The organism is Citrobacter sp. ANG330 (genome assembly GCF_047467925.1).
Lineage (GTDB): Bacteria > Pseudomonadota > Gammaproteobacteria > Enterobacterales > Enterobacteriaceae > Citrobacter_A > Citrobacter_A amalonaticus_G.
In genome coordinates, this window is the sequence record NZ_JASJUI010000012.1 from 75703 (window position 1) to 100079 (window position 24377).

At 54.6% G+C, this 24377-nt stretch carries 21 protein-coding genes and 3 tRNA genes; 1 reads left to right on the forward strand and 23 read right to left on the reverse strand.

What is annotated here, in order from left to right:
- Position 1: 1 nt before the first annotated feature.
- The 20 genes from QNN88_RS20435 to nnr all read right to left on the reverse strand — a co-directional run bounded on the left by QNN88_RS20435 (position 2) and on the right by nnr (position 22476).
- Entirely contained in the window at positions 2-1624 is a 1623-nt protein-coding gene (locus QNN88_RS20435; protein WP_414241819.1) for an isovaleryl-CoA dehydrogenase, read from the reverse strand.
- A 113-nt stretch (positions 1625-1737) separates the two neighbouring features.
- Positions 1738-2469 carry a 23S rRNA (guanosine(2251)-2'-O)-methyltransferase RlmB gene (gene rlmB, locus QNN88_RS20440; RefSeq protein ID WP_414241820.1) on the reverse strand — a complete coding sequence of 244 codons (732 nt, stop codon included), beginning with the start codon at positions 2467-2469 and terminating at the stop codon, positions 1738-1740.
- A 141-nt stretch (positions 2470-2610) separates the two neighbouring features.
- A complete protein-coding gene (locus QNN88_RS20445; RefSeq protein WP_414241821.1) occupies positions 2611-3387 on the reverse strand; it encodes an ABC transporter ATP-binding protein in 777 nt (258 codons plus the stop codon).
- The gene (locus QNN88_RS20450) at positions 3387-4157 is read right to left on the reverse strand and encodes an ABC transporter permease (protein WP_414241822.1); all 771 of its coding nucleotides are present in this window, start codon (positions 4155-4157) and stop codon (positions 3387-3389) included. Before QNN88_RS20450 ends, QNN88_RS20445 begins: the two co-directional genes overlap by 1 nt.
- Positions 4154-5155: a glycine betaine ABC transporter substrate-binding protein gene (locus QNN88_RS20455; RefSeq protein ID WP_414241823.1), complete on the reverse strand. Its 1002-nt coding sequence runs from the start codon at positions 5153-5155 to the stop codon at positions 4154-4156. The genes QNN88_RS20450 and QNN88_RS20455 overlap by 4 nt, the downstream gene beginning before the upstream one ends.
- Positions 5156-5225: 70 nt before the next feature.
- Positions 5226-5933, reverse strand: a complete 708-nt coding sequence (locus QNN88_RS20460) for an aspartate/glutamate racemase family protein (RefSeq protein ID WP_414241824.1) — start codon at positions 5931-5933, stop codon at positions 5226-5228.
- The gene (locus QNN88_RS20465) at positions 5926-6930 is read right to left on the reverse strand and encodes a D-cysteine desulfhydrase (protein WP_414241825.1); all 1005 of its coding nucleotides are present in this window, start codon (positions 6928-6930) and stop codon (positions 5926-5928) included. Before QNN88_RS20465 ends, QNN88_RS20460 begins: the two co-directional genes overlap by 8 nt.
- A 211-nt stretch (positions 6931-7141) precedes the next feature.
- Entirely contained in the window at positions 7142-9580 is a 2439-nt protein-coding gene (rnr, locus tag QNN88_RS20470; RefSeq protein WP_414241826.1) for a ribonuclease R, read from the reverse strand.
- Between the two features lie 225 nt (positions 9581-9805).
- A complete protein-coding gene (gene nsrR, locus QNN88_RS20475; RefSeq protein ID WP_414241827.1) occupies positions 9806-10231 on the reverse strand; it encodes a nitric oxide-sensing transcriptional repressor NsrR in 426 nt (141 codons plus the stop codon).
- 215 nt (positions 10232-10446) lie between these two features.
- Positions 10447-11745, reverse strand: a complete 1299-nt coding sequence (gene purA, locus QNN88_RS20480) for an adenylosuccinate synthase (protein ID WP_414241828.1) — start codon at positions 11743-11745, stop codon at positions 10447-10449.
- A 103-nt stretch (positions 11746-11848) separates the two neighbouring features.
- On the reverse strand, positions 11849-12046 hold the full coding sequence (locus tag QNN88_RS20485) for a DUF2065 domain-containing protein (RefSeq protein ID WP_042321436.1): 198 nt from the start codon (positions 12044-12046) through the stop codon (positions 11849-11851).
- 85 nt (positions 12047-12131) lie between these two features.
- Complete coding sequence (gene hflC / locus QNN88_RS20490) at positions 12132-13136, reverse strand: protease modulator HflC (RefSeq protein WP_042321433.1); 1005 nt, start codon at positions 13134-13136, stop codon at positions 12132-12134.
- A gap of 2 nt (positions 13137-13138) precedes the next feature.
- Positions 13139-14395 (reverse strand): FtsH protease activity modulator HflK, encoded by a 1257-nt coding sequence (hflK, locus tag QNN88_RS20495; RefSeq protein ID WP_414241829.1) that lies wholly within the window; start codon positions 14393-14395, stop codon positions 13139-13141.
- A 190-nt stretch (positions 14396-14585) separates the two neighbouring features.
- A complete protein-coding gene (gene hflX, locus QNN88_RS20500) occupies positions 14586-15866 on the reverse strand; it encodes a ribosome rescue GTPase HflX (protein ID WP_042321426.1) in 1281 nt (426 codons plus the stop codon).
- Between the two features lie 74 nt (positions 15867-15940).
- Positions 15941-16249, reverse strand: a complete 309-nt coding sequence (gene hfq / locus QNN88_RS20505; RefSeq protein WP_061069555.1) for an RNA chaperone Hfq — start codon at positions 16247-16249, stop codon at positions 15941-15943.
- Between the two features lie 83 nt (positions 16250-16332).
- On the reverse strand, positions 16333-17283 hold the full coding sequence (gene miaA, locus QNN88_RS20510) for a tRNA (adenosine(37)-N6)-dimethylallyltransferase MiaA (protein ID WP_414241830.1): 951 nt from the start codon (positions 17281-17283) through the stop codon (positions 16333-16335).
- Complete coding sequence (gene mutL / locus QNN88_RS20515) at positions 17276-19138, reverse strand: DNA mismatch repair endonuclease MutL (protein WP_414241831.1); 1863 nt, start codon at positions 19136-19138, stop codon at positions 17276-17278. The genes miaA and mutL overlap by 8 nt, the downstream gene beginning before the upstream one ends.
- Positions 19139-19147: 9 nt before the next feature.
- Complete coding sequence (gene amiB, locus QNN88_RS20520) at positions 19148-20479, reverse strand: N-acetylmuramoyl-L-alanine amidase AmiB (protein ID WP_414241832.1); 1332 nt, start codon at positions 20477-20479, stop codon at positions 19148-19150.
- Between the two features lie 16 nt (positions 20480-20495).
- A complete protein-coding gene (tsaE, locus tag QNN88_RS20525; protein ID WP_414241833.1) occupies positions 20496-20957 on the reverse strand; it encodes a tRNA (adenosine(37)-N6)-threonylcarbamoyltransferase complex ATPase subunit type 1 TsaE in 462 nt (153 codons plus the stop codon).
- Positions 20929-22476, reverse strand: a complete 1548-nt coding sequence (nnr, locus tag QNN88_RS20530) for a bifunctional ADP-dependent NAD(P)H-hydrate dehydratase/NAD(P)H-hydrate epimerase (RefSeq protein WP_414241834.1) — start codon at positions 22474-22476, stop codon at positions 20929-20931. The genes tsaE and nnr overlap by 29 nt, the downstream gene beginning before the upstream one ends.
- Between nnr and queG the strand changes: the two genes are divergently transcribed.
- On the forward strand, positions 22475-23614 hold the full coding sequence (gene queG, locus QNN88_RS20535) for a tRNA epoxyqueuosine(34) reductase QueG (RefSeq protein ID WP_414241835.1): 1140 nt from the start codon (positions 22475-22477) through the stop codon (positions 23612-23614). The two genes, nnr and queG, sit on opposite strands and share 2 nt — an antisense overlap.
- Positions 23615-23883: 269 nt before the next feature.
- On the opposite strand, the gene QNN88_RS20540 is transcribed toward queG, so the two are convergent.
- The 3 genes from QNN88_RS20540 to QNN88_RS20550 form a co-directional block, all read right to left on the reverse strand.
- Positions 23884-23959, reverse strand: a tRNA-Gly gene (locus QNN88_RS20540).
- An 81-nt stretch (positions 23960-24040) separates the two neighbouring features.
- Positions 24041-24116: transfer RNA gene (locus QNN88_RS20545), tRNA-Gly, on the reverse strand.
- Between the two features lie 81 nt (positions 24117-24197).
- Positions 24198-24273: transfer RNA gene (locus QNN88_RS20550), tRNA-Gly, on the reverse strand.
- Positions 24274-24377: the final 104 nt, after the last annotated feature.

A 24377-nucleotide genomic window follows, 5' to 3' on the forward strand; every position in this document is an offset into this window, starting at 1 on the left:
ATCAGCGTAATCCCCCCGTCGCCCGCAGTAATAATGCGTCCTGAACCCGTTCTGATAACAACATCCCGCCGCGCGGATCCAGCATCATCTGGCACCAGGCCTGGGCAACAGGCGGTGACGCATGCTGCAACATTTCCGTTCCGCATCCCAGCAGGAAAATCTGCTGAGTGATATCGCGTCCCAACGCCTCTGAAGGCTTACGCAGTCGTTGCAAAAGCTGTCGTACTGCACGATCAAAATGTCTGTCCTGCCCTCTGACATCCGAGAACGCCTCGCTCAGCATCTCATCGACACCAGTTTGTTTACTGATGACGCGCAGGACATCAAGACACATGACATTGCCGGAGCCTTCCCAGATGCTGTTAACCGGCATTTCCCGGTACAACCGCGGCAGTTCGCTCTCTTCGCAATAGCCTACGCCGCCAAGCACTTCCATCGCCTCCGCCACAAACGGAATGCCGCCTTTACAGACGGCAAATTTTGCCGCAGGCGTGAACAGACGCGCCCAGAGTCGCTCTTTTGCATCGCTACGCCGATCCCAGGCATGGGCCAGACGAAAAAGCATCGCGGTTTGCCCTTCCAGTTGCAGCGCCATACGACTAAGCACCTGGCGCATCATCGGTTGCTCGAGCAGCGGCTTGCCGGATACCTGACGCTGGTGCGCGTGGTAAATCGCCACCGAGAAGGCGCGACGCATCAGTCCGTGGCTACCGAGCGCACAGTCAAAACGCGTCAGGCCCCCCATCTTCAGAATATGACGAACGCCCTCGCCCTCATCCCCAATCAGCCAACCGATGGCATCCTGAAACTCGACTTCTGCGCTGGCGTTAGAGCGATTCCCCAGCTTGTCTTTCAGGCGTTCAAGGCGGATAGCATTACGCGTGCCGTCAGGTAAAAAGCGCGGAACGAAGAAGCAGGAGAGGCCGCCTGGCGTCTGTGCTAATACCAAATGGGCATCACTTTGCGGCACAGAGAAAAACCATTTATGCCCCACCAACCGGTATGCCCCATCCGCCAGACGCTCGGCGCGGGTGGTGTTGCTCAACACATCAGACCCACCCTGCTTCTCCGTCATCCCCATGCCGATCAGCAGGCCACGTTTCTGACCTCCCGGCACAAGATGCGAATCATAGCGATCGCTGTGTAGCGGTGTTTGCCAGTCGGCAAATACGGCGGGCAACATTTGTTGCAATAGCGGTGTCGCGGCAAAGGTCATGGTGATGGGACAGAGCGTCCCGGCCTCCACCTGCGCATGCAGGACAAAGCGTGCCGCCCGGGCGACAAACGATCCGGCACGCGCCTCCTCCTCCCAGGGCAGGTTATGCACGCGGTTGGTGCACAGTCCTTGCATCAGCAAATGCCAGGCGGGATGGAAGCGAACGTCATCCAGCCGCTGCCCCCGGGAGTCGTAGCGCAGCAGCTCCGGCGGCCAGGCATTCGCCAGTCGTCCCAGTTCAAGCGATTCGGCGGTGCCAAGTTGTTGACCGATACTGGCGAGAAGTTCACTGTCCCAGCCCGCTCCCTCACGCACGACGGCCTCGCAGAGCGCGCCATCAGACAGGAACAGATTGCTGTTATTCAGAGGTAAGGGCTGATTAAAAACGGTGTGAGTTTGCCAGTGCATTGTGTCTCCCTCCTTCAATGGCATTACCATAAGTATGGTCAGACTGAGCGGAGAATGCCTGGAAAGAGGATCACAAAAAAGCCATCCGGTTGGATGGCTTCGGGAATAGTCGATTAGCTTCGCTGCCGCACGGCTTCAAACAGGCAGATACCCGTCGCAACAGAAACGTTGAGTGATGAGACGCTGCCGGCCATTGGAATGCTGATCAGCTCATCGCAATGTTCACGCGTCAGACGGCGCATCCCCTCACCTTCCGCCCCCATCACCAGCGCCATAGGGCCGGTCATTTTGCTCTGAAAGAGAGTATGGTCCGCTTCACCTGCCGTGCCGACAATCCAGATATTCTCTTCCTGCAACATACGCATGGTACGCGCCAGGTTGGTCACCCGGATCAACGGAACACTTTCCGCTGCGCCGCAGGCGACTTTCTTCGCCGTCGCATTCAGCTGCGCGGAACGATCTTTCGGCACGATCACCGCATTAACGCCTGCGGCATCAGCGCTACGCAAACAGGCGCCGAGATTATGCGGATCGGTAACGCCATCAAGGATCAGCAGGAAAGGTTGATCCAGCGAAGCGATCAGATCGGGTAGATCGTTTTCCTGATACTGACGGCCTGGCTTCACGCGGGCGATGATACCCTGATGTACGGCCCCTTCGCTTTTCTCATCCAGAAACTGACGGTTTGCCAGCTGGATGACCACGCCCTGTGCTTCAAGAGCATGGATCAGCGGCAGCAGGCGTTTATCTTCACGGCCTTTGAGAATAAAGACATCCTGAAAACGTTCAGGAGCGCGCTCCAGCAGGGCCTGCACCGCATGGATGCCATAAATCATTTCACTCATTAAACTTACTCGTTTTGGGCGGTGTGCGCCGGGTTAAATTAGCCGTGAGAAAACTCACATGCCCCCATTATAACCGACCCGGCCTTCAAATCGACCCTGTCAGCCTTAACCACTGGCTGACGTCGTCATTTAAACCGCCTATTAACGTAAGTGACGCTTCGCCTCCTGACGAACCCGATGCAGGACATGATGCTTGATCTCGCTATACAAGGGGTGTTCAGCAAGGGTTTCAATATCCCGTTCCCGCCCGAACGGCAGACTAATTTCGTCGACGATTTTTCCCGGTTTTGCCGACATAATCAGAATGCGGTCTGCCAGAAAGAGCGCCTCCTCCACGTCGTGGGTGACGAACAGTAATGTGGTGCCCGTAGACAGCCAGGCCTCACGCAATAGCTCTTGCATCATCAGTCGGGTTTGCGCATCCAGTGCACCAAAGGGTTCATCAAGCAGGAGCACTTCCGGGCCAGGAAGCCAGGCACGGGCCAGCGCCACGCGTTGTTTCATCCCCCCAGAAAGCTGCCAGGGCGCATGATGTTCAAAGCCCTTCAACCCTACGCGTTCCAGCCATAACTGCGCCTGGGCATTGGTCTCATCTTTGCGATGTTTGCCCAAACGGGGGCCAAAGGTGACGTTTTCCAGCACCGATAGCCAGGGGAAAAGATTGGGCTGCTGGAAGATCATCCCACGATCCGGACCAGGCTGTTTTACCGCTTTTCCCCCCGCAACCACTCGTCCCCGATCCGGTTGATTAAATCCAGCGACCAGGTTCAGGATAGTGGACTTCCCACAACCAGAGGGTCCAAGCAGTACCACAAACTCGCCGGTGTTTAACGACAGATTAATGTCTTCCAGTACCGTAAACGGCTGCGGTTTTGCCGCAAAGGAGAGCGAAACATTTTCCAGGGTAATCGCACTCATTATTCTTTCCCCGCCCAGGGTACAGTCAGACGCTGTAACCCCAGCAACAACAAATCCAGCACGTATCCAATCCCGCCCAGAAGTAAAATTCCCAGCATGACGATATCAGTGCGCAAATAAGAGCTGGCGTTGATCACCATCCAGCCCAGACCTGAACTGGCCGCAACCATCTCTGCGGCAATCAACGACGTCCAGCCAATACCAATGGAGAGTCTGACTGTCGTGAAGAGTTCGGGTAACGCGTCGGGCAATACCACACGCATAAAGATCTGCTTGCGTGAAGCGCCAAGCGTTTGTGCCACGCGAATCCGCGAACGCCCAATGCGATCAACAGCCGCCGAAGCACCGACCACCACGCTCAAAAACGTGGCAATAAAGATCAGGAAAAACTTCGATGCCTCACCGATTCCCAACCAGACCACTGCCAGCGGGATCAGCGCAATTTTTGGCAAAGGACGAAGAAACTGAACAAAAGGATTGAGCACTGCCGCCAGGCCATCCGACATCCCCATCAACAGACCCAGAGGAATACCGATAGCAATCGCCACCGCAAACGCACTTAGCGCACGCGCCAGGCTGACCGCAATATGTTCCCACAGCGGCACCTGACGGTAGCCATCGGCCATCAGTTCTTCCGTTGTCAGGCCAATATCGGTGAGAGACGGTAACAGCAGTGGGTCAACCCACTGCCGTGTCGCCGCCAGCTGCCAGACGATAAAGAAAACCACCACCGACAACACACTGATGGCGATATGGTGACTTAATCTCATTGTGCCGCCGCTTCCCGAATGTAACGGGAATTAATCGCCGTATCCCAATTTGCCGGAATATCACGCTTACGAATCTCACCAATACCGGCAAGGAAATGAGAGGTTTTACTTAATGCTTTGCCAATACCGCTGTCAGTGGTTTCGGTGCCATTCCCCAACCAGTCAGCGGTTCCTTGCTGAGAAAGCGTGGGATATTCCAGTCCGCCCAGGGTATTTGCAGCCGTGGTGACGGGCGCACCGACCTCTTTGGCGACAATCCCGGCAGCACGTTCCGGATCGTTTTTGAACTCATCCACTTTCTGCTGATGCACACGCAGGAAAGCGGTAACCGCTTGCGGATACTGCTCAGCAAAGGCTTTACGCACCACATAGTTGTTGTAGATCAGATAGCCATCTTTTTGCAGATCTTTAGTCGCAAAAACCTGATGCCCACCCGAAGCCTCCAGTTCCTGAGCAAACGGCGCCCAGACATAACCAGCATCAATATCACCACGTTTCCAGGCCGCTACCATCTCAGCAGGGCGCAGCGGTAACAGCGTGATTTTGCTACGATCCAGTTTGTTCACGCTGATCGCGGCTTCAAGGGCATACTGCGCCGTCGAATTTGGTGGATAACCGACGCGTTTACCCTCGATGTCCTTGATGTTGACTATGCCGTCTTTTCCAATCAGACGCTCATAGCTGGCTATCACCCCTGAAATACCAATAATCTCGACCGGTAATTTACGGACAATACCTGCCGTCGCCGGACTGGAACCAAAATTGGCAATATCAATCGCATTGCTGGCGAAATAATTTAGCGCATCAGCGCCTGAAGCAAACTGCACCCATTTCACTTTCGTGTTTAAGGCTTTATCCAGAGAACCATCCGCTTTTGCCAACATTAATACCTGAGAGCCACCGCTATATGCCACCCGAACTTCAGTTGGCGTCTCAGCAAAACTACTATTTGCCCACAAACCACCCACGGCCATTAATAATAAGAGACTTCTTTTCATTTTATTTATCCTTTGAGGAATCCGAATATTGAGTCCGACATCGTAACGGACTGTGCCTATATTTAAGACGTTAGTTAATTTGCCATAACTGCGAACATCGCTCTGCCAGTGCCTGAGCCGGGTCATATGTCAGATGCTGAAATGGAGTATTGATCGCCGCCAGTGCGACAGGTACTTCTGTACACGCCAGCACCAGCTTTTGCGCCCCGCGCTCAAACAGCGCATTAGCCTGTCGTGCTAACAACGCCCCCCCTTCAGCCAGCGCGCCGCGTTTGACGGCATAACAACCGGGTACGAACCACTGTGTCAGCTCCTCTGCTGTTGGCTCCAGCACCTTAATGCCCTGCGCAGCCAGCCTCTGCTGATACCAGCCCGCATCCAGCGTACCTTTTGTCGCGATAATGCCCACTCGCGAAGGTTTGTCATCAGACTGAGCCAATGCCTCCAGCGTGGCGTCAACGATATGCAAGATGGGCGCATTACTCACTTCACTGAGCGCGTTAAACCAGTGGTGTGCCGTATTACAAGGGATTGCAATATGGCTTGCTCCCGCCTGATTTAGCGTCCTGATACCGTGTAGCAGTTGTGGTAGAGGTGACGGTCCCGTTCCTGCCAGCGCTTGCTGGCGATCCGCGATTTGCGGCACATTCCAGACGACCATGGGGATCTGCTGCTGATCGCTTTGCGCAGGCGTTGCCTCCAGCAGGCGACGCTGAAAATCCAGCGTCGCCAGGGGGCCCATTCCTCCCAACACGCCAAGCAAGAAGGGTTTAGCCATGCTCCAGCACCTGCCGGTAACCAAACAGCCCCGCCGATCCTCCGGTATGGATAAAGACAATGTTCTCATCCCGGCGGAAGTGACCTTTACGAATAAGGTCAATCAACCCCGCCATCCCTTTTGCGGAATAAACGGGATCCAGCAAAATACCTTCATGGCGAGCCAGTAATCTCAGCGCCTCCAGTGTCCCTTCCGTTGGCAAACCGTATCCCTCGCCAACATAATCACTGTTCGCCACTACCGCATGTCGCGACAATTCTCCCGGTACACCAAGCCGTTCCAGCGTCCGGGAAGCCAGATTCCACACATTCTCTTCCTGTTTTGCTTTAGGTGCCCGCACGCTGATACCCAGCACAGGAACATGGCTGTGGGTTGCCGTAAAGCCCGCCACTAATCCCGCCTGAGTACCGGTACTGCCCGTGGCATGAACGACGTGATCAATGCGCAGTCGGCGTTCAGATGACTGATACAGCAACTCTTCTGCACAGGCGACATAACCCAGCGCCCCCGTCGGGTTCGAACCGCCCCCCGGAATGATATAAGGGTTGTACCCTTGCTCACGCAACGTTGCGGCATACTCTTCCATTGCCTGCTGCATATCCGTGCCACCGGGCAGGTGAGCAACGATTTCCCCTCCCAGCAAGTTATCGAGTAATACATTGCCCGAACGCTGATAATCTTCGCCAAAATCAGTCACGCGTTTTTCTAACAGCGCTTTCGCTTTTAACCCAAGCTTTGCAGCACCTGCGATGGTCTGACGGACATGGTTTGATTGCGTCGCCCCCTGGGTGATGACCACATCCGCTTTTTTCTCCAGAGCATCGGCCAGAAGGAATTCCAGCTTGCGGGTTTTATTCCCGCCACTTGCCAGACCGGTCGCGTCGTCGCGTTTAATCCATATATTTGGGCCACCTAATAATTTACTTAAATGACTCAGCGGCTCCAGCGGCGTGGGAAAATGGCCAAGAGAAACTCTTGGAAAACGAGCCAGATGCATAAGTGCTCCTTGCTATTAATGATTTTCAAAAAGTGAAATTCACTATACACATCTGCCGAAGAGGGCTAATCAAAAAGAATAAATAACGATTACTGAAAAATGAATAAGCAACAAGAAAGGGGTAATGCAGGCATTAGCTATTCTATTGTGGAATGACTTACAGCAAAAAAGAATAACCCCTTCGCATGGAAGGGGTTATCAGAAGCTATTATTACGCGGGTTTCTTTTTAGCGGCACGCTTTGCTTTTGTCGCCGCCGCTATTTTTTGCGTTTTCTCAGAAGGCTTTTTCGCTTTTCTGGCCTCTTTCTTCGCCGCCTTTGGCTTTTGTTTCTTCTCGCCACGGAAAGCGCTATCAGGCTCGAAATTGGCTTTCTTACCCACCTGACGACGACGGCCGGTTTTTTTACCCGCATCGCCTTTCTTCGCTCTTTCACGCGCCGTTTTACCTTCGTTACGCGGCGCACGCTCGCTGGAGATCAGGCTGAAATCAATCTTGCGCTCATCCATATTGACGGCTTCAACCTTCACTTCCACGCGATCGCCAAGACGGTACGTCTGACCGCTGGATTCACCGGTCAGGCGCTGTCCCACCTGGTCAAAACGGTAATAGTCGTTGTCGAGCGAAGAGACGTGGACCAGACCATCAATGAACAGCTCGTCAAGACGCACAAAGAAGCCAAAGCCCGTGACGCTGGCAATCACGCCTTTAAAGACGTTGCCGACCTGATCCAGCATGAAGTCGCACTTCAGCCAGTCAGCGACGTCACGGGTTGCTTCATCCGCCCGGCGTTCAGCCATCGAACAGTGCTGGCCCAGTTGCAGCATCTCTTCCATCGAATAGTGGTAACCGCCCGTTTCGGTGGTGTTACCTTTATGGCCCTGCTCTTTCGCCAACAGATATTTAATGGCGCGGTGCAGGGAGAGATCCGGGTAACGACGGATTGGCGAGGTAAAGTGTGCATACGACTGCAACGCCAGACCAAAGTGACCGCGGTTTTCCGGATCGTAAATCGCCTGCTTCATCGAACGCAGCAGCATCGTTTGTAGCATTTCGGCGTCAGGACGATCGGCGACCGATTCCAGCAGTTCCGCGTAATCGCGCGGCTCCGGCTTATTACCGCCAGGCAGTTCCAGACCCAGCTCCGCCAGAACGGAACGGAAAGAGGTGATCGCCTCTGTCGTCGGCTTGTCGTGAATACGAAACAGCGCAGGCTCCTGCGCCTTCTCAACAAAACGCGCCGCCGAGATATTCGCCAGAATCATGCACTCTTCGATCAGCTTGTGCGCATCGTTACGCTGGGTTTGCTCAATTCGCTCAATACGGCGCTCCGCGTTGAAAATGAACTTCGCCTCTTCGCTCTCAAACGAAATGCCGCCACGTTCTTCACGGGCTTTATCCAGCACTTTGTAGAGGTTGTGCAGCTCTTCGATATGCTTAACCAGCGGCGCATACTGCTCGCGCAATTCCTGATCGCCCTGCAGCATGTGCCAGACCTTGGTATAGGTCAGACGCGCATGGGAACTCATTACCGCTTCGTAGAACTTATATCCCGTCAGACGGCCTTTGGTTGAGATGGTCATTTCGCAGACCATGCACAGGCGGTCAACCTGCGGGTTCAGGGAGCACAAACCGTTGGAAAGGACTTCCGGCAGCATCGGTACCACCTGAGACGGGAAGTACACGGACGTCCCACGATTACGCGCTTCCTGGTCCAGCGGCGTCGGCGGACGCACGTAATAGCTCACGTCAGCAATCGCCACCCACAAACGCCAGCCACCACCGCGTTTCTTCTCGCAATAGACCGCATCGTCAAAGTCACGGGCATCTTCGCCGTCGATAGTGACCAGCGGCAAATCGCGTAAATCCACACGACCGGCTTTGGCCTCTTCAGGCACTTCTTCTTTCAGGCCGGCAACCTGTTTTTCAACGGCGGCAGGCCAGATGTACGGAATTTCATGAGTACGCAGCGCCATATCGACGGCCATACCAGTGCCCATATTATCGCCCAGCACTTCGACGATTTTCCCGACTGCTTTGGTGCGGCGGGTCGGGCGTTGGGTGAGTTCAACCACCACCACAAAACCCATGCGCGCGCCCATGATATCTTCAGGCGGGATCAGGATATCGAAGCTCAGACGACTGTCGTCAGGAACCACAAAACCCACGCCTGCTTCGGTAAAGTAACGACCGACAATCTGGCTGGTTTTTGGCACCAGAACGCGCACAATACGCGCTTCACGGCGGCCTTTACGATCCGCGCCCAGCGGTTGCGCCAGCACCTGATCGCCATGAATACAGGTTTTCATCTGCTCGCTGGAGAGATACAAATCATCTTTTCGCCCTTCAACGCGCAGAAAGCCGTAGCCATCACGGTGGCCAATAACGGTACCTTTCAGCAGATCGAGGCGTTCCGGCAGCGCATAGCACTGGCGGCGGGTGAATACTAACTGTCCGTCACGCTCCATGGCGCGCAGACGGCGGCGCAGAGCTTCAATTTGCTCTTCACCAGAAATGTTTAATTCAGCGGCAAGTTCTTCACGATTAGCGGGTTTTTCGCGTTTGGTTAAGTGTTCAATGATGAACTCGCGGCTGGGGATGGGGTTCGCGTATTTTTCAGCTTCGCGTTCCTGGAAAGGATCATGTGACATTGAGGTTCCTCCATTGTCAGCTCCGGTGGAATTCCGTCGTCTTTCACGCCGTCTCTCAGTTGGCTGCCTTTGCTCTCCAGTCGCTTACTTTTGTAAGCTCCTGGAGATTTATGAGAGACATCACTGTTTCTCACCAAAGGCCAGCCTGCGGCTGTTCAAATTCGTTCCTGACGAATTTGTCACTCAGTTGCCGCCGCGATACGACGCGAAATACGTTGGACTTCACTATTCCACCAGCAATAATTTATAAAGCGGTTGATTTTGTTCAACCAAATCGGCCAGCGTGTAGTTATCCAGCTCCGTTAGAAAACTTTGCACGGCCTTAGAAAGCGCCTGTTTGAGTCGACAGGCAGGGGTGATGTGGCAAAACTCACTGCTACAGTTCACCAGCGACAGCGGTTCGAGTTCGCGCACGACATCCCCAATTCGAATGGTATTCGCGGCTTTGCCTAAACGGATCCCGCCATTTTTTCCTCGAATAGCAGTTACGAAGCCCGCCCGGCTAAGTTGATTGATTATTTTGACCATATGATTACGGGAAACGCCGTAGACGTCCGTCACCTCCGAAATACTGGTCATGCGACCTTCCGGGAGTGATGCCATATAGATTAGCGCTCGTAGTCCGTAATCGGTGAAACTCGTTAACTGCACATCAACCTCAAGAAAGGGGGGAACGGGATACATCTTATATATTGATGATAAACCAGCCACCAGTCGGGCCGCTAATTTATTTCACTTGCGAAGGAAAAAAGCGAGGATTTACGCACGATTAAGCCGGATGACGACACTTTGCATCTTGTCCGGCCAACTACACTTTGTAGGCCTGATAAGCGCAGCGCCAAAAGGCACTGCGCCACGAACCAAAATTATGCGTCGAACGGGTCACGCAGAATCATGGTCTCAGTACGATCCGGGCCAGTCGAAATAATATCAATCGGCACACCGGTCAGTTCTTCGATACGCTTAATGTAGTTCAGCGCTGCCTGTGGCAAACCGCTACGCTCTTTCACGCCGAAAGTGGACTCAGACCAGCCCGGCATGGTTTCGTAAATCGGCTCGATACCTTTCCAGTCATCAGCCGCCAGCGGTGTCGTAGTGACTTCACGGCCATCCGGCATACGATAAGCGACACAGATTTTCACCTCTTTCAAACCGTCCAGTACGTCCAGTTTGGTCAGGCAGAAGCCCGACAGGGAGTTGATCTGTACTGCACGACGCACAGCAACGGAGTCCAGCCAGCCAGTACGACGACGACGACCAGTAGTGGCGCCGTATTCGTTACCCTGTTTGCACAGGAACTCACCAGTGTCATCAAACAGCTCGGTCGGGAACGGACCCGCACCCACGCGAGTGGAGTAAGCTTTGATGATACCCAGAACGTAATCCACATAACGCGGACCGAGGCCAGAGCCGGTTGCCACGCCACCAGCGGTGGTGTTAGAGGAGGTTACGTACGGATAAGTACCGTGGTCGATATCCAGCAGCGTACCCTGCGCACCCTCAAACATGACGAAATCGCCACGCTTACGCGCCTGGTCGAGCAGATCGGAGACATCAACAACCATAGAGGTCAGGATGTCGGCAATCGCCATCACATCATCCAGCACTTTCTGGTAGTCAACCGCTTCCACTTTGTAGAAGTTAACCAGCTGGAAGTTGTGATATTCCATCACTTCTTTCAGTTTTTCAGCGAAGGTGGCTTTGTCGAACAGGTCGCCAACGCGTAAACCGCGACGTGCAACTTTGTCTTCGTAAGCCGGACCGATACCACGACCGGTTGTGCCGATCGCTTTCGCGCCACGTGCTTTCTCACGCGCGTTATCCAGCGCAACGTGGTAGTCCAGAATCAGCGGGCATGCTTCAGACAGCAGCAGACGCTCGCGAACAGGAACACCACGATCTTCCAGTCCTTTCATCTCTTTCATCAGCGCGCTCGGAGACAACACAACACCGTTACCGATGATGCTGATGACGTTCTCGCGGAGAATACCTGATGGAATAAGATGGAGGACGGTTTTTTCACCGTTGATTACGAGAGTATGGCCTGCGTTGTGACCGCCCTGGTAGCGTACAACATATTTAGCCCGTTCAGTCAGAAGATCGACGATCTTTCCTTTACCTTCGTCACCCCATTGGGTGCCCAGTACGACGACGTTGTTACCCATTTTTCAAAATCACCGTTTGCTTAAAAATGGATTCTACCATCGCTTTTTCAGATATACAGCACTTTTTGCATGCAAAAATCAGCTAATTTCGCACACTTTTTGATCAGCCAATCGTTTTCCTCAACATGTAGTAGACCACAATGCCCGCAACCACAAGTCCTCCGCCAAAACGGCGTAAAGTATTTTCAGGTAACTGCGTCATAGCGGAAATCATCTTTTTCCATGCTCGCGGATAAAGCATCGGACCTAAACCTTCAAGCACTAACACCAGCGCTAGCGCCAGCCAGATTGTTGAGTTCATCGGACGTCCTTATAAAAAGAAAACCACCGCATCCCTGAAGATGCCGGTGGTTTTATGCGTCTAACCTAAAACCGATGCGACGATATTATCGCGTTGCGGTATTCGGTGTCTTCATGTAGCGGAAGAAATCGCTGTCCGGGCTCATGACCATGACATCCTGATTGCCTTCGAAGCTCTTCTCGTAAGCGCGCAGGCTACGGATAAAGGCGTAGAAGTCAGGATCCTGGCTGAACGCGTCGGCAAACAGCTTCGCCGCTTCTGCATCCCCTTCACCGCGCATGATGCGACCCTGACGCTCAGCTTCCGCCAGCGTTTTGGTCACTTCATAGTCGGCAGTCGCGCGCAGTTTTTCCGCTTCTTCCTGACCTTGTGAACGGTGACGACGCGCTACCGCTTCACGCTCAGCGCGCATACGATTGTAGATCGCTTCGGACACTTCGGTCGGCAGGTTGATCTGCTTGATCCGCACATCGACGACTTCGATACCCAGCGCGGCCATACTGTTCGGGTTGATCACCGGCACATTGCCGTTGGTTTCAGCCTGAACACGTTCAGCCGCTTCGGCAATCGCGTTATCCGCTGCCGGGGTCGCCACTTCGTCTTCGGTGCCGGCGGAACCGGAGTTCAGCGCGTCGCGCACTTCCAGGGTCAGACGACCACGGGAGTCGGTGACGATGTCTTTCACATCCAGACGACCAATTTCAGAACGCAAACGGTCAGAGAATTTACGTTTCAACAGAACTTCAGCCTGAGAAATATCGCCGCCGCCCGTCGCCAGGAAGTAACGGCTGAAATCGCTGATGCGCCATTTGATGTAAGAGTCGACAATCAGGTCTTTCTTCTCTTTGGTGACAAAGCGATCGGCCTGGTTATCCATCGTCTGAATACGGGCGTCGAGCATTTTCACCGACTGAATAAACGGAACCTTAAAGTGCAGACCTGGCTCGTAAATCAACGGTTTTTTGTCGGCATCACGCACGACGCTGCTGAACTGGAACTTAATTCCGCGCTCGCCTTCTTTCACCACGAAAATAGAGGTGTACAGCACTACCAGCACGATGATGATAATCGCAATAACTGACTTACGCATCGTTATTCCCCCTGACGCTGGTAGTCGTTACGCTGCGCGTTAGCGCGGCGTTGGTCCATAATATCGCCCTGACTGGTGGACGAGGTGTTGCTTGCTCCGCTGCTGCCGGAAGAAGACGTGGAAGGCAGACGCAGCAGGTTAGAGCCGCTATCGCTCTTTGCCGCAGGCGTGCTTGCGCCTTTCAGCATCTGATCCAACGGCAGAACCATCAGATTGCCACCTTTGTCGTTAACCAACACTTTGCGGGTATGGCTCAACACTTTTTCCATCGTCTCGATATACAGACGCTCACGGGTAATCTCTGGCGCGGCTTTATATTCCGGCAGGATCTTAGCAAAGCGTGCCACTTCACCCTGCGCTTCCAGGATGGTTTGCGTTCTGTAAGCACGCGCCTCTTCGAGGATACGCTGTGCCTGACCGTTCGCACGCGGCTGAACTTCGTTGGTATACGCTTCCGCTTCACGGATGTACTGCTGTTCGTTTTCACGGGCAGCAATTGCATCGTCAAATGCCGCTTTCACCTCTTCCGGCGGACGCGCGGCCTGGAAGTTGACGTCCAGCAGGGTGATACCCATGTTGTACGGACGAATGGTCTCTTCCAGTTCACGCTGAGTATCGCTACGAATAACGGTACGTCCTTCGGTCAGGATACGGTCCATGGTGTATTTACCAATCACGCCGCGCAGGGCGCTGTCGGTCGCCTGACGCAGGCTGTCATCCGCACTGGTCACGCTAAACAGATATTTCTGCGGATCGGTGATGCGGTACTGCACGTTCATCTCCACGCGCACCACGTTCTCATCCGACGTCAGCATTACACCGGAAGCGGCCAGTTCGCGGACGGCTTCCACGTTCACCGGCGTCACCTCGTCAATAAACGTCGGCTTCCAGTTCAGGCCCGGTTCAACCAGATGGCTGAACTTACCAAAGCGTGTCACCACGCCGCGCTCTGCTTCTTTGATGGTATAGAAACCACTCGCCGCCCAGATAATGACGATAGCTGCCGCCGCGATGGAGACGACACGTCCACCCAGATGCGGGCGCGGGCCTTGCGATGAGCTTCCGCCGCCAGAGCCAGTACCTTTACCGCCTCCCAGACCACCGAGTTTTTTACTCAGTTTGCGAAAGATGTCATCGAGATCAGGTGGCCCCTGCTCGCGACCACCTTTGTTTCCATTTCCCTCAGAGTTGCCGCCTGGTTTGCTGCTTCCCCACGGGTCGCGGTCTTGTCCGTTGTTACCGGGCTGATTCCACGCCATGTTTGTGCTCCATATTTGTTATGCGATGCTATACCTGTGTCTTTTGCGCTGCAGATGCGTTGGCTACGTCTCTCAACACCCGTCACATCGTTGACCATGTGTCTGGGGGCTTTCAGGACGTGCCGCCTTCCTGCGGCACAACATTCACAAGGTACAGAGGCGAAAAAATCTTCAGGCCATATCCGTCAGATCAGACAACATAGTCTTCCAAAGCCGGTTCTTGTTTACAGAGGCGACGCCAGTCAACGATCGGCAGGCGAACTTGCAGACTTACGCTACCGTCATCCTCCATCCACTCTTTTTCTATTGCCTGAAGCTGATAAAAACGGCTTCTCAGACGCCCTTCCTGCGGTGGCAAACGCAACGTGTGTTGCGCCACCTCGCCGGAAAGCCGCTCCGTCAAAGCCTGAAAAAGCTGTGGTATCCCAACCCCTGTCTGCGCAGAAAGCCAGACGCGGATCGGTTTGTTCTCTTCATCTCTGTCGATACGCGGTTCAAAGTCATCCAGCATATCGATCTTGTTCATCACCATCAGGGACGGGATCTCATGAGCATCAATCTCTTCGAGAACCGTATCCACTGCGTCGATGTTTTCCTGCACGCGCACATCTGCTGCATCAACCACATGCAGCAGCAGTGTCGCCTGACGCGTTTCCTGGAGGGTCGCTTTAAACGCCGCGACCAGATCGTGCGGAAGATGACGGATAAACCCAACGGTATCCGCCAGCACGGTTTCCCCGACATCCGCCACGTCAATACGACGTAGCGTCGGATCCAGGGTCGCAAACAGTTGATCTGCCGCATAGACCCTGGCTTCGGTTATCTGGTTGAAAAGGGTAGATTTTCCGGCGTTGGTATATCCCACCAGCGAGACGGTCGGGACATCCGCCTTAATGCGCGACTGTCGCCCCTGCTCACGTTGCTTTTCAACTTTTTCCAGGCGCGACTGGATCTGCAATATACGGTTTCGCAATAAACGACGGTCGGTTTCGAGCTGGGTTTCACCCGGACCGCGCAAACCAATCCCGCCTTTTTGTCTTTCAAGGTGGGTCCAGCCACGGACAAGACGCGTAGCCAGATGGCGCAACTGCGCCAGCTCAACCTGCAATTTCCCCTCATGGGTGCGTGCACGTTGCGCAAAAATATCTAAGATAAGGCCGGTGCGATCGATAACACGACACTCACACAGGCGCTCCAGGTTACGCTCCTGGGCCGGGCTCAACGCATGATCAAAGAGTACGACGGCAGCGCCTGTCGCTTTTACGGCTTCCGCTATTTCAACGGCTTTACCTTCACCAACAAAGTACTTCGGGTGCGGTGCTTTACGGCTACCGGTAATCACCTGCATTGCTTCGACACCGGCGGAAGAGACCAGAGATTCAAACTCCTGGAGGTCTTCCATATCTTTGTCTTGCGAAAAATAGATGTGTACCAGTACCGCCTGCTCACCGGCGTCATAACGGTCAAACAAGCGTCAACCCCTCGATATAGATCAGCGGGGAACGCAGAAATTCTGGCTCCCCGTGTGTAAAACAGCCAAAAACCTTATTCGGTCTCTTCGCTGTCCTGTTGCGCCGCAGAACCCTGCGCGCCGCTACCGTGATGATAGTTACTGCTGGTACCGCCACCGGCATTGTTACTGTGATGAGAAACCGGGCGAGACGGGACAACAGTAGAAATCGCGTGCTTATAAACCATCTGACTGACCGTGTTTTTCAACAGGATCACAAACTGATCAAAAGACTCGATTTGACCTTGCAGCTTAATACCATTCACCAAATAAATAGAAACTGGAACACGTTCCCGACGCAGTGCGTTCAGGAACGGATCTTGTAAAGATTGCCCCTTAGCCATTCTCTCTTTTCCTTATATGCTTATTTGTACTTTGAATCTTTCGATTCTGAAAATTGCGCACGATACGCCTTAATTGTACACATTCAGTTCGCGATAGCACCAACAACCTGTAATACTTCGTTGCGCGCCTGCTCAGGTTTCTCACTGTCAAGCCAGTGCACTCCTTCCCAACCGCGTAACCAGGTTACCTGGCGCTTTGCCAACTGCCTCGTGGCGCAAACACCTCTATAAACCATTTCATCGTATGAAATTTCGCCTTCAAGATAGGACCACATCTGGCGGTATCCCACACAACGAATGGAAGGCAAGTCCGTATGCAAATCTCCACGGGCAAAAAGCGCCCGAACTTCAGCTTCAAATCCTGAAGCCAACATCTGATGAAAACGCTGTTCGATGCGTTGATGCAACAGCTCACGGCTCGCCGGGGCGATAGCAAACTGATGCACCTGGTACGGCAAAGCATCACCTGACGTTTGCGTCAGTTCCGTTAAAGTTTTACCCGAAATGAAAAAAACTTCCAGTGCCCGGGAAAGTCTTTGCGGATCATTTGGATGAATACGCTCAGCCGCAACCGGATCGATGGTCTGAAGCTGCTGGTGTAATGCATCCCACCCTTGCTCTGCCGCCTGTTGTTCAATTCTGGCCCTGACCTGCGGGTCTGCCGACGGTAACGGCGAAAGACCTTCCAGCAATGCCTTGAAATACAACATCGTACCACCCACTAACAGCGGAATACGCCCCGCCGCAGTGATCTCGCTCATCTCCGCCAGCGCATCGCGGCGGAAATCCGCGGCAGAATACGCCTGCGACGGATCGCGAATGTCCAGCAATCGGTGCGGAGCCACCTTTAGCTCTTCAGCGTCCGGCTTCGCCGTCCCGATATCCATCCCTTTGTAAATAAGGGCGGAATCGACGCTTATCAACTCTACTGGCAAAACTTTACGCAATTCAATCGCTAGCGCCGTTTTGCCCGAGGCCGTAGGCCCCATCAAAAAAATTGCCTTTGGCAGGCTCGCCTTACTGATATCACTCATGTTTCAGGGCATTCATCGCCGTATGTAAATCAACAGGTTGTAACAGACCACCCGGCGGAGCCTTCACGAGCTGCGGGCAAAGCCGCTCCACATCAGCCAACAGCGTAATGGCCTGAGCCATTGTCCACTGCGCATGCTCACTCATCAGATTACGCGCAATCCACTGCGCCAGATTGCCAGGTTCACTTGCTGACTGTTGCGTCAGGTAGCCTATCAGTTCAGGAATCAAGATTTGTAAATTTTGTTGGCGTAAGGGTAAAGGCACTGCCCGAATGGTCACATGATGGGCATCTGACTGAAATTCAATCCCCAATTCCACCAGCGCACTCTGCGCATTTTCCAGCGCGACCTTTTCATCCGCCGAAACTTTTAGCCGCAGTGGGATCAACAACGGCTGGGCGCAGACCTTTCCCTCACCCGGCGAAAGCTGCGCCTGACGCAGCCAGCGTTCTGCAACGGGCAGCGCCAGCAGGAGAATGTTCCCCTCGCGTTCCAGCAGCGCGCAGTCATTGCCCACAATAGTGAGCACACGGCCAAAGCTCTGACTGTGCCCCGCGAGCGCCGATGCAGTAGGTTCCGCCGAAGGCGATTTTGTCGCAGGTGTCGGCGTTTGCAGGAGCTGGCGATACACTTCGCCCTGCTGTTTCTGGTAGCCCGGCTGGGCATGCGGCCAGCTTGCCGCTGCCGGACGCGGCGCGCTGCTGCCCGCTGACGGCGCGGAGGCGTAGCGCGGAGCCGCGGGTTCGCGGGCCTGCGCTGGTTCAGCAAAATGGTTGCGCCCGGCGGCCACGCGGTTTTCCGGAACGTGCCGGGGCGCAGGTTCGCCTTCAGCTTCCAGCGGCAAGGGCGATTCAAGCTGTTGTTGCAGCACGCTCAGAACGCCCTGGTAGATAAAGTCATGCACCAGGCGCGACTGGTGAAAACGCACTTCATGCTTAGCCGGATGCACGTTGACATCCACCTGATGCGGGTCAATCTCAAGGTACAGGACAAACGCGGGCTGCTGGTCGGCGCCCAGCTTATCTTCACAGGCCTGACGAATCGCGTGGTTGATCAGCCTGTCGCGCATCATGCGTCCATTGACGTAGCAGTACTGAATTTCCGCCAGCGCCGTCGTGGTGTGATGGGGATCGGCGACCCAGCCGCGTAAGGTGAGATCGCCATGCTGCCACTCAATCGCCAGCGCATGCTCAAGAAACGGCGTACCGCAAATGGCGCCCAGACGACGCTCCTGCGGCCCGTCTTTCGCCACCGCGCGGTACTGACGTACCATTTTACCGTTGTGCGACAAATTGATCGTCACATCAAAACGCGCCAGCGCTATGCGCCGGATGATCTCATCAATATGATTGAATTCGGTTTTCTCGGTGCGCATAAACTTGCGCCGGGCGGGAGTGTTGTAGAACAGATCGAGGACTTCCAGCGTGGTGCCCACCGGATGCGCGGCCGGTTTGACCGTCACATCCATGTCACGCCCTTCGGCGTAGGCTTGCCAGGCTTCCTGTTGCTCTGCGGTGCGTGACGTGAGGGTCAGGCGAGATACCGAGCTGATACTCGCCAGCGCTTCGCCGCGAAACCCGAGGCTAATGATCGCTTCCAGATCGTCAAGCGAGGCGATTTTGCTGGTGGCGTGCCGCGCCAGCGCCAGCGCCAGTTCGTCTTTCTTGATCCCGCAGCCATTGTCACGGATACGGATCAGCTTTGCGCCGCCGCGCTCGATATCAATATCAATACGCGTTGCCCCGGCATCAAGGCTGTTTTCCACCAGCTCTTTGACCACCGATGCAGGTCGCTCAACCACCTCACCTGCGGCAATCTGGTTCGCCAGTTGTGGCGGTAACACCTGAATCGGCATGCAAATTCCTTAGTTGATCAACGACTCACCTGGCGTAGCGGCGCTCGCGGTTTGCGCCGCACTTCCCTGCGGGGCCGACTGCATCGGATGCGCCTGGAAGTAGTTACGCAGTCCTTTGTAAATCGCATCGGCCAGTTGTTGCTGATACGCATCGCTCGCCAACAGACGTTCTTCACTGTGATTACTGATAAACCCGGTTTCCACCAGCACCGACGGAATATCCGGCGAGCGCAGAACGCCCAGGCTGGCATGTTCAGGCCGCCGTTTATGCAGTGACCCAATCCGTTCGAGCTGGCCTAACATGTTGGTTGCCACATCATACCCTACGCGTTGGGAATGGCCGAACTGCAAATCCAGCACCGCCTGGCTTAGGTACGGATCGGCCTGGCTGTTTGCCAGCACATCACCCGCGCCGCCCAACAGCTCCGACTGTTTTTCATGTTCTTCAAGCCAGTTCGCCATTTCACTGTTGGCACGCCGGTTCGACAGCACCCACACGGAGGCTCCGGTGGCGCTGCGGTTGGGTGCGGCATCGGCGTGAATAGACACCAGGAAGTTGGCGTTTTGCTTACGCGCCACATCGGAGCGCCCCATCACGGAGATAAAATAATCCCCGTCACGGGTTAATACGCCTTTAAACATCGGATCGTCATTCAGTAACGTGCGCAGCTTACGGGCGACCGCGATGGTGACATTTTTCTCTCGCGTACCGCCAGGGCCGATCGCGCCGGGATCCTGCCCGCCGTGCCCGGCATCAATGGCGATCACCACTTTGTCACCATTGCTGGATGTCGCTCTGGCCGCAGGGCGCGTCGCCGTATTGCTGCTGATCACGGCGGTGGTGCGATCGTTGCTGGTTTTAAACGGATTTCGTGCAGGTTCAGTCGGACGCGGCGTCACCACCGGCGTTTCGACGCGTTTAGCGACGACTGGAGCGGGTGGTGGTGGCGGAGGCGTATCGGCGTTAATGGTAAAGACGACAGTGTAGTTTCCGCCATTCTGCCGTTTTACCGCCTCGGTTTTGCCGTTTTCGGTTAAATCCACCAGCAGGCGTAACGACTGGGGATCTTTCGCCGTGCCGGAACGAATGGTCTTCACCAGGTTGTTACCGCTGAATATCAGCGGAAGTCCCTGAATAACCCCCGTTTGCTTAATATCCAGCGCCACGGTTCGTTTGCTCTCATGGGAGAAAGCATAATCCGGATCGCCCATAAAACTGAGCGTAATACGCGCCTGACGCTCACCGTTGGAGACTTGTATATCGGAGAGGCTGGCGGCTCCGGCCTGCGCGCACAGCAGAACCAGCATGGCTACCAACCCCTTTCTGATGCGATAAATCATCCCGCCACCTTTAAGGTTAACCGGCTAAACGCGCCAGCAGCGAATCACCTGATGCGGAGACCGCACTGATGCGTGCCTCACGACCTTGCGCCTGGTAATCAATGTGTATTTCGACATCCGGGTCCGGGAGTACACCTTTACCCTGTTGCGGCCATTCCACCAGGCAAATGGCATCGTTGGCAAAATAATCGCGGATCCCCATAAATTCGAGCTCCTCGGGATCGGCAAGACGATACAGGTCAAAGTGATAGACCATCAGGTTATCGAGAGAATAGGGTTCGACCAGCGTATAGGTTGGACTTTTTACATTACCGCAGTGGCCTAACGCCTGCAGGAATCCCCGACTGAAGGTGGTTTTACCCGCGCCTAAATCACCGTACAGATAGATAACGGTCGCGCCGTTGCAGGCCTTGGCTACCCGTTGTCCCAGGTCTAATGTTGCCTGTTCGTCAGGTAGCGGAATTACTCGATTCATCATGATAAACGTCAATCACATCAGGGTTAACAATACGCTGTAGCGTGGAAAAAAGATCGGTTGCCAACATGCCGCGCATACCAGCACGCGCCGCCAGAACATCGGCCGCCGCGCCGTGAGCCACGCAGCCAGCACAAGCTGCATCATACGGGGTAAGCTTCTGTCCGAGCAATGCACCAATAATACCGGAAAGCACATCGCCCATGCCGCCGCTGGCCATGCCCGCGTTTCCGACATCGACAATTCCCAATGCCTCCGGTTGTGCGGCAACCACCGTTCCCGCCCCTTTCAACACCGCAACGCCTCCGTAACGTTTTACCAGACGCTGTGCAGAATGTAAGCGATCACTTTCAATTTCTGCAACAGAACACCCCAGTAACCGCGCGGCTTCTCCCGGATGCGGTGTGATGACGCGATTGTGACGTTTATCGGGATTGATTGCCAGCAGGTTCAACGCGTCAGCGTCCCAGACCATCGGTTTACGAAAATTCTCGACTTTTTGTAGCGCTTTCTTGCCCCACTCCGCCTGGCCAAGACCTGGACCGATAATGATGACATCCGCCCATGCGAGGCTTTCGTCAAGGGATTGCGGCGTCAGTTCATGCACCATCAGTTCAGGACGCGCGGTCAACAGTGGCGCGATATTCTCACTGCGCGTCAGCACGCGCACCAGCCCCGCTCCGGCGCGCAGCGCCGCTTCACCGGCCAGCCGAATCGCCCCTGCGGTGCCGTGATCGCCGCCGATCACCACCAGCCGACCATGATCCCCTTTATGCGACGTTGCCCGGCGAGGCGTAAGCCAGTGCGCAAGCTGGGCACGTCCCAGGCGCTCTATCGGTGCCGCTTGCCCTACCAGCCAGTCATCCAGACCCAGTGAATTAAAATGGATGCGCCCGGTGACATCACGGGCTTTCCCCGTCAGCAGGCCCGGTTTCAGGACGATAAAGGTGACCGTGCGTTCGGCCCTGATGACCGCACCGGGTGTCGCCCCCGTTTGCGCCAGCAATCCGGACGGGATATCTATCGAAACAACAGGTGCAGGGTGAGCGTTTGCCTGTTCGATTAACGTAGACAGCGGTTCGCGCGGCGCCTGGGTTAACCCGGTCCCCAGCAGCGCATCAATAATCAGGTCGATGTTTTCCGGCCAGGCGATCGCCGGGGAGTGAATTACGCCCCCTGCATTCAGCCAGGCCTCACGCGCCTGTGCGGCCTCCTCGGGCAGCGGTTTATCGCTCTCCTGCGCTATCAAGGTGACCAGAATCCCGGCTGCCTTCGCCAGTCTCGCCACCACATAGCCATCGCCACCGTTATTACCGTGACCACAGAGCACCAACCAGCGCCGGGCATAAGGCCGGGACTCGCGTGCCACGTCAAACACCGCCTCGCCCGCGCGCAACATCAGTTCGAACAGCGTGAGCCCCAGCGTGTCAGCGGCTTCTCGCTCCAGCCGTTTGATGTCGTCGGCGGGCCAGATGGAGTGTGGTATACTGATGGGGTTTTTCTTCATTGTATGGTCCGTCATGTCAGAGCCCCTCGATCTCAATCAGTTAGCGCTAAAAATTAAACAGTGGGGGCTGGAACTGGGCTTTCAGCAGGTTGGTATTACCGATACCGACCTGAGCGAGTCCGAACCCAAACTGCAGGCGTGGCTGGACAAACAATACCACGGGGAAATGGGCTGGATGGCGCGCCACGGTATGATGCGTGCGCGTCCTCATGAGCTACTGCCCGGCACGCTTCGCGTCATCAGTGTGCGCATGAACTATCTTCCTGCCCACGCCGCGTTTGCCCGTACGCTGAAAAATCCCACGCTGGGTTACGTCAGCCGCTATGCGCTTGGCCGCGACTACCATAAACTTTTACGTAACCGCCTCAAAAAGCTCGGCGAGATGATTCAACAGCATTGTGTCTCGCTGAATTTTAGACCTTTTGTCGATTCTGCGCCCATACTTGAGCGCCCGCTGGCAGAAAAAGCCGGTCTTGGATGGACGGGTAAGCACTCACTAATCCTCAACCGTGAGGCCGGGTCGTTTTTCTTTCTTGGTGAGTTGCTGATTAATTTGCCCCTGCCGGTTGACGCTCCCGTGGAGGAAGGATGCGGAAAATGCGTCGCCTGTATCACCACCTGCCCAACCGGCGCGATTGTCGCCCCTTACACGGTGGATGCGCGTCGCTGCATCTCCTATCTCACTATCGAACTGGAAGGCGCAATCCCTGAAGCACTCCGGCCACTTATGGGCAACCGGATCTACGGTTGTGATGACTGCCAGTTGATCTGTCCATGGAACCGCTATTCACAACTGACTAACGAAGACGACTTCAGCCCACGCAAGGCACTGCATGCGCCCGAGTTGATAGAACTGTTCGCCTGGAGTGAAGCCACATTTTTAAAAATTACCGAAGGGTCAGCCATTCGTCGTATTGGTCATTTGCGCTGGCTGCGTAATATTGCGGTAGCACTCGGCAACGCCCCCTGGAGTGACGCCGTCCTTTCCGCGCTGGAAAGCCGCCGGGGTGAGCACCCACTTCTTGATGAGCATATTGAATGGGCCATCGCGCAGCAGATCGCGAAGCGAAACGCCGACGTGATCGAGGTGCAATCACCAAAGCAAAGGCGACTGGTGAATGCTATCGAAAAGGGACTACCACGGGATGCCTGAATCTTCCACAGGCTGTGCATAAAAATAAAAACACATTGCTATTCAAGAACGAGAAAATCGTCAAGTGATCGAATTAACAAATTGAAATATTCTCTTTCCCAGCAATTTCAAAGAGTTACAAGGAAACCATTTACTTTTCGAAGTATCTGGATATTCCGTAGAAAAATCTGAGGCTGTGGATAACTCTGTTCACAATAGTGTGACAGAGACAAAACACAACGACCCCAATACAAAAATGCACTGTGGTTGATTTTCTGGAGATAAGAATTTGGAGCGGGAAACGAGACTCGAACTCGCGACCCCGACCTTGGCAAGGTCGTGCTCTACCAACTGAGCTATTCCCGCTTAATCTTCGTCTTTCAAACTGCTGTCGCACTTCGAAATTCTGCGATTGGGTGGTCCGTGCTAAAAAGCACTTTCAAATTTTGGAGCGGGAAACGAGACTCGAACTCGCGACCCCGACCTTGGCAAGGTCGTGCTCTACCAACTGAGCTATTCCCGCTTAATCTTCGTCTTTCAAACTGCTGTCGCACTTCGAAATTCTGCGATTGGGTGGTCCGTGCTAAAAAGCACTTTCAAATTTTGGAGCGGGAAACGAGACTCGAACTCGCGACCCCGACCTTGGCAAGGTCGTGCTCTACCAACTGAGCTATTCCCGCAAATTTGTTGCTGCCGTAACGCATAATTCTCTGTCGTTACGGGAGGCGCATTATACGAGAAATCCTTTCTCCTGCAACCCCTTCAAACGCAATTTTTTGTGAAT

What these genes read in the sequence shown, in the direction of transcription:
- QNN88_RS20485 (WP_042321436.1), bottom strand. Translation starts at nt 12,046, where the DNA reads ATGAACTCAACAATCTGGCTGGCGCTAGCGCTGGTGTTAGTGCTTGAA.
- QNN88_RS20465 (WP_414241825.1), bottom strand. Translation starts at nt 6,930, where the DNA reads ATGCATCTGGCTCGTTTTCCAAGAGTTTCTCTTGGCCATTTTCCCACG.
- QNN88_RS20455 (WP_414241823.1), bottom strand. Translation starts at nt 5,155, where the DNA reads ATGAAAAGAAGTCTCTTATTATTAATGGCCGTGGGTGGTTTGTGGGCA.
- amiB (WP_414241832.1), bottom strand. Translation starts at nt 20,479, where the DNA reads ATGATTTATCGCATCAGAAAGGGGTTGGTAGCCATGCTGGTTCTGCTG.
- mutL (WP_414241831.1), bottom strand. Translation starts at nt 19,138, where the DNA reads ATGCCGATTCAGGTGTTACCGCCACAACTGGCGAACCAGATTGCCGCA.
- rlmB (WP_414241820.1), bottom strand. Translation starts at nt 2,469, where the DNA reads ATGAGTGAAATGATTTATGGCATCCATGCGGTGCAGGCCCTGCTGGAG.
- rnr (WP_414241826.1), bottom strand. Translation starts at nt 9,580, where the DNA reads ATGTCACATGATCCTTTCCAGGAACGCGAAGCTGAAAAATACGCGAAC.
- queG (WP_414241835.1), top strand. Translation starts at nt 22,475, where the DNA reads ATGTCAGAGCCCCTCGATCTCAATCAGTTAGCGCTAAAAATTAAACAG.
- tsaE (WP_414241833.1), bottom strand. Translation starts at nt 20,957, where the DNA reads ATGATGAATCGAGTAATTCCGCTACCTGACGAACAGGCAACATTAGAC.
- nnr (WP_414241834.1), bottom strand. Translation starts at nt 22,476, where the DNA reads ATGACGGACCATACAATGAAGAAAAACCCCATCAGTATACCACACTCC.
- hfq (WP_061069555.1), bottom strand. Translation starts at nt 16,249, where the DNA reads ATGGCTAAGGGGCAATCTTTACAAGATCCGTTCCTGAACGCACTGCGT.
- miaA (WP_414241830.1), bottom strand. Translation starts at nt 17,283, where the DNA reads ATGAGTGATATCAGTAAGGCGAGCCTGCCAAAGGCAATTTTTTTGATG.
- hflK (WP_414241829.1), bottom strand. Translation starts at nt 14,395, where the DNA reads ATGGCGTGGAATCAGCCCGGTAACAACGGACAAGACCGCGACCCGTGG.
- hflC (WP_042321433.1), bottom strand. Translation starts at nt 13,136, where the DNA reads ATGCGTAAGTCAGTTATTGCGATTATCATCATCGTGCTGGTAGTGCTG.
- QNN88_RS20445 (WP_414241821.1), bottom strand. Translation starts at nt 3,387, where the DNA reads ATGAGTGCGATTACCCTGGAAAATGTTTCGCTCTCCTTTGCGGCAAAA.
- QNN88_RS20460 (WP_414241824.1), bottom strand. Translation starts at nt 5,933, where the DNA reads ATGGCTAAACCCTTCTTGCTTGGCGTGTTGGGAGGAATGGGCCCCCTG.
- QNN88_RS20435 (WP_414241819.1), bottom strand. Translation starts at nt 1,624, where the DNA reads ATGCACTGGCAAACTCACACCGTTTTTAATCAGCCCTTACCTCTGAAT.
- QNN88_RS20450 (WP_414241822.1), bottom strand. Translation starts at nt 4,157, where the DNA reads ATGAGATTAAGTCACCATATCGCCATCAGTGTGTTGTCGGTGGTGGTT.
- purA (WP_414241828.1), bottom strand. Translation starts at nt 11,745, where the DNA reads ATGGGTAACAACGTCGTCGTACTGGGCACCCAATGGGGTGACGAAGGT.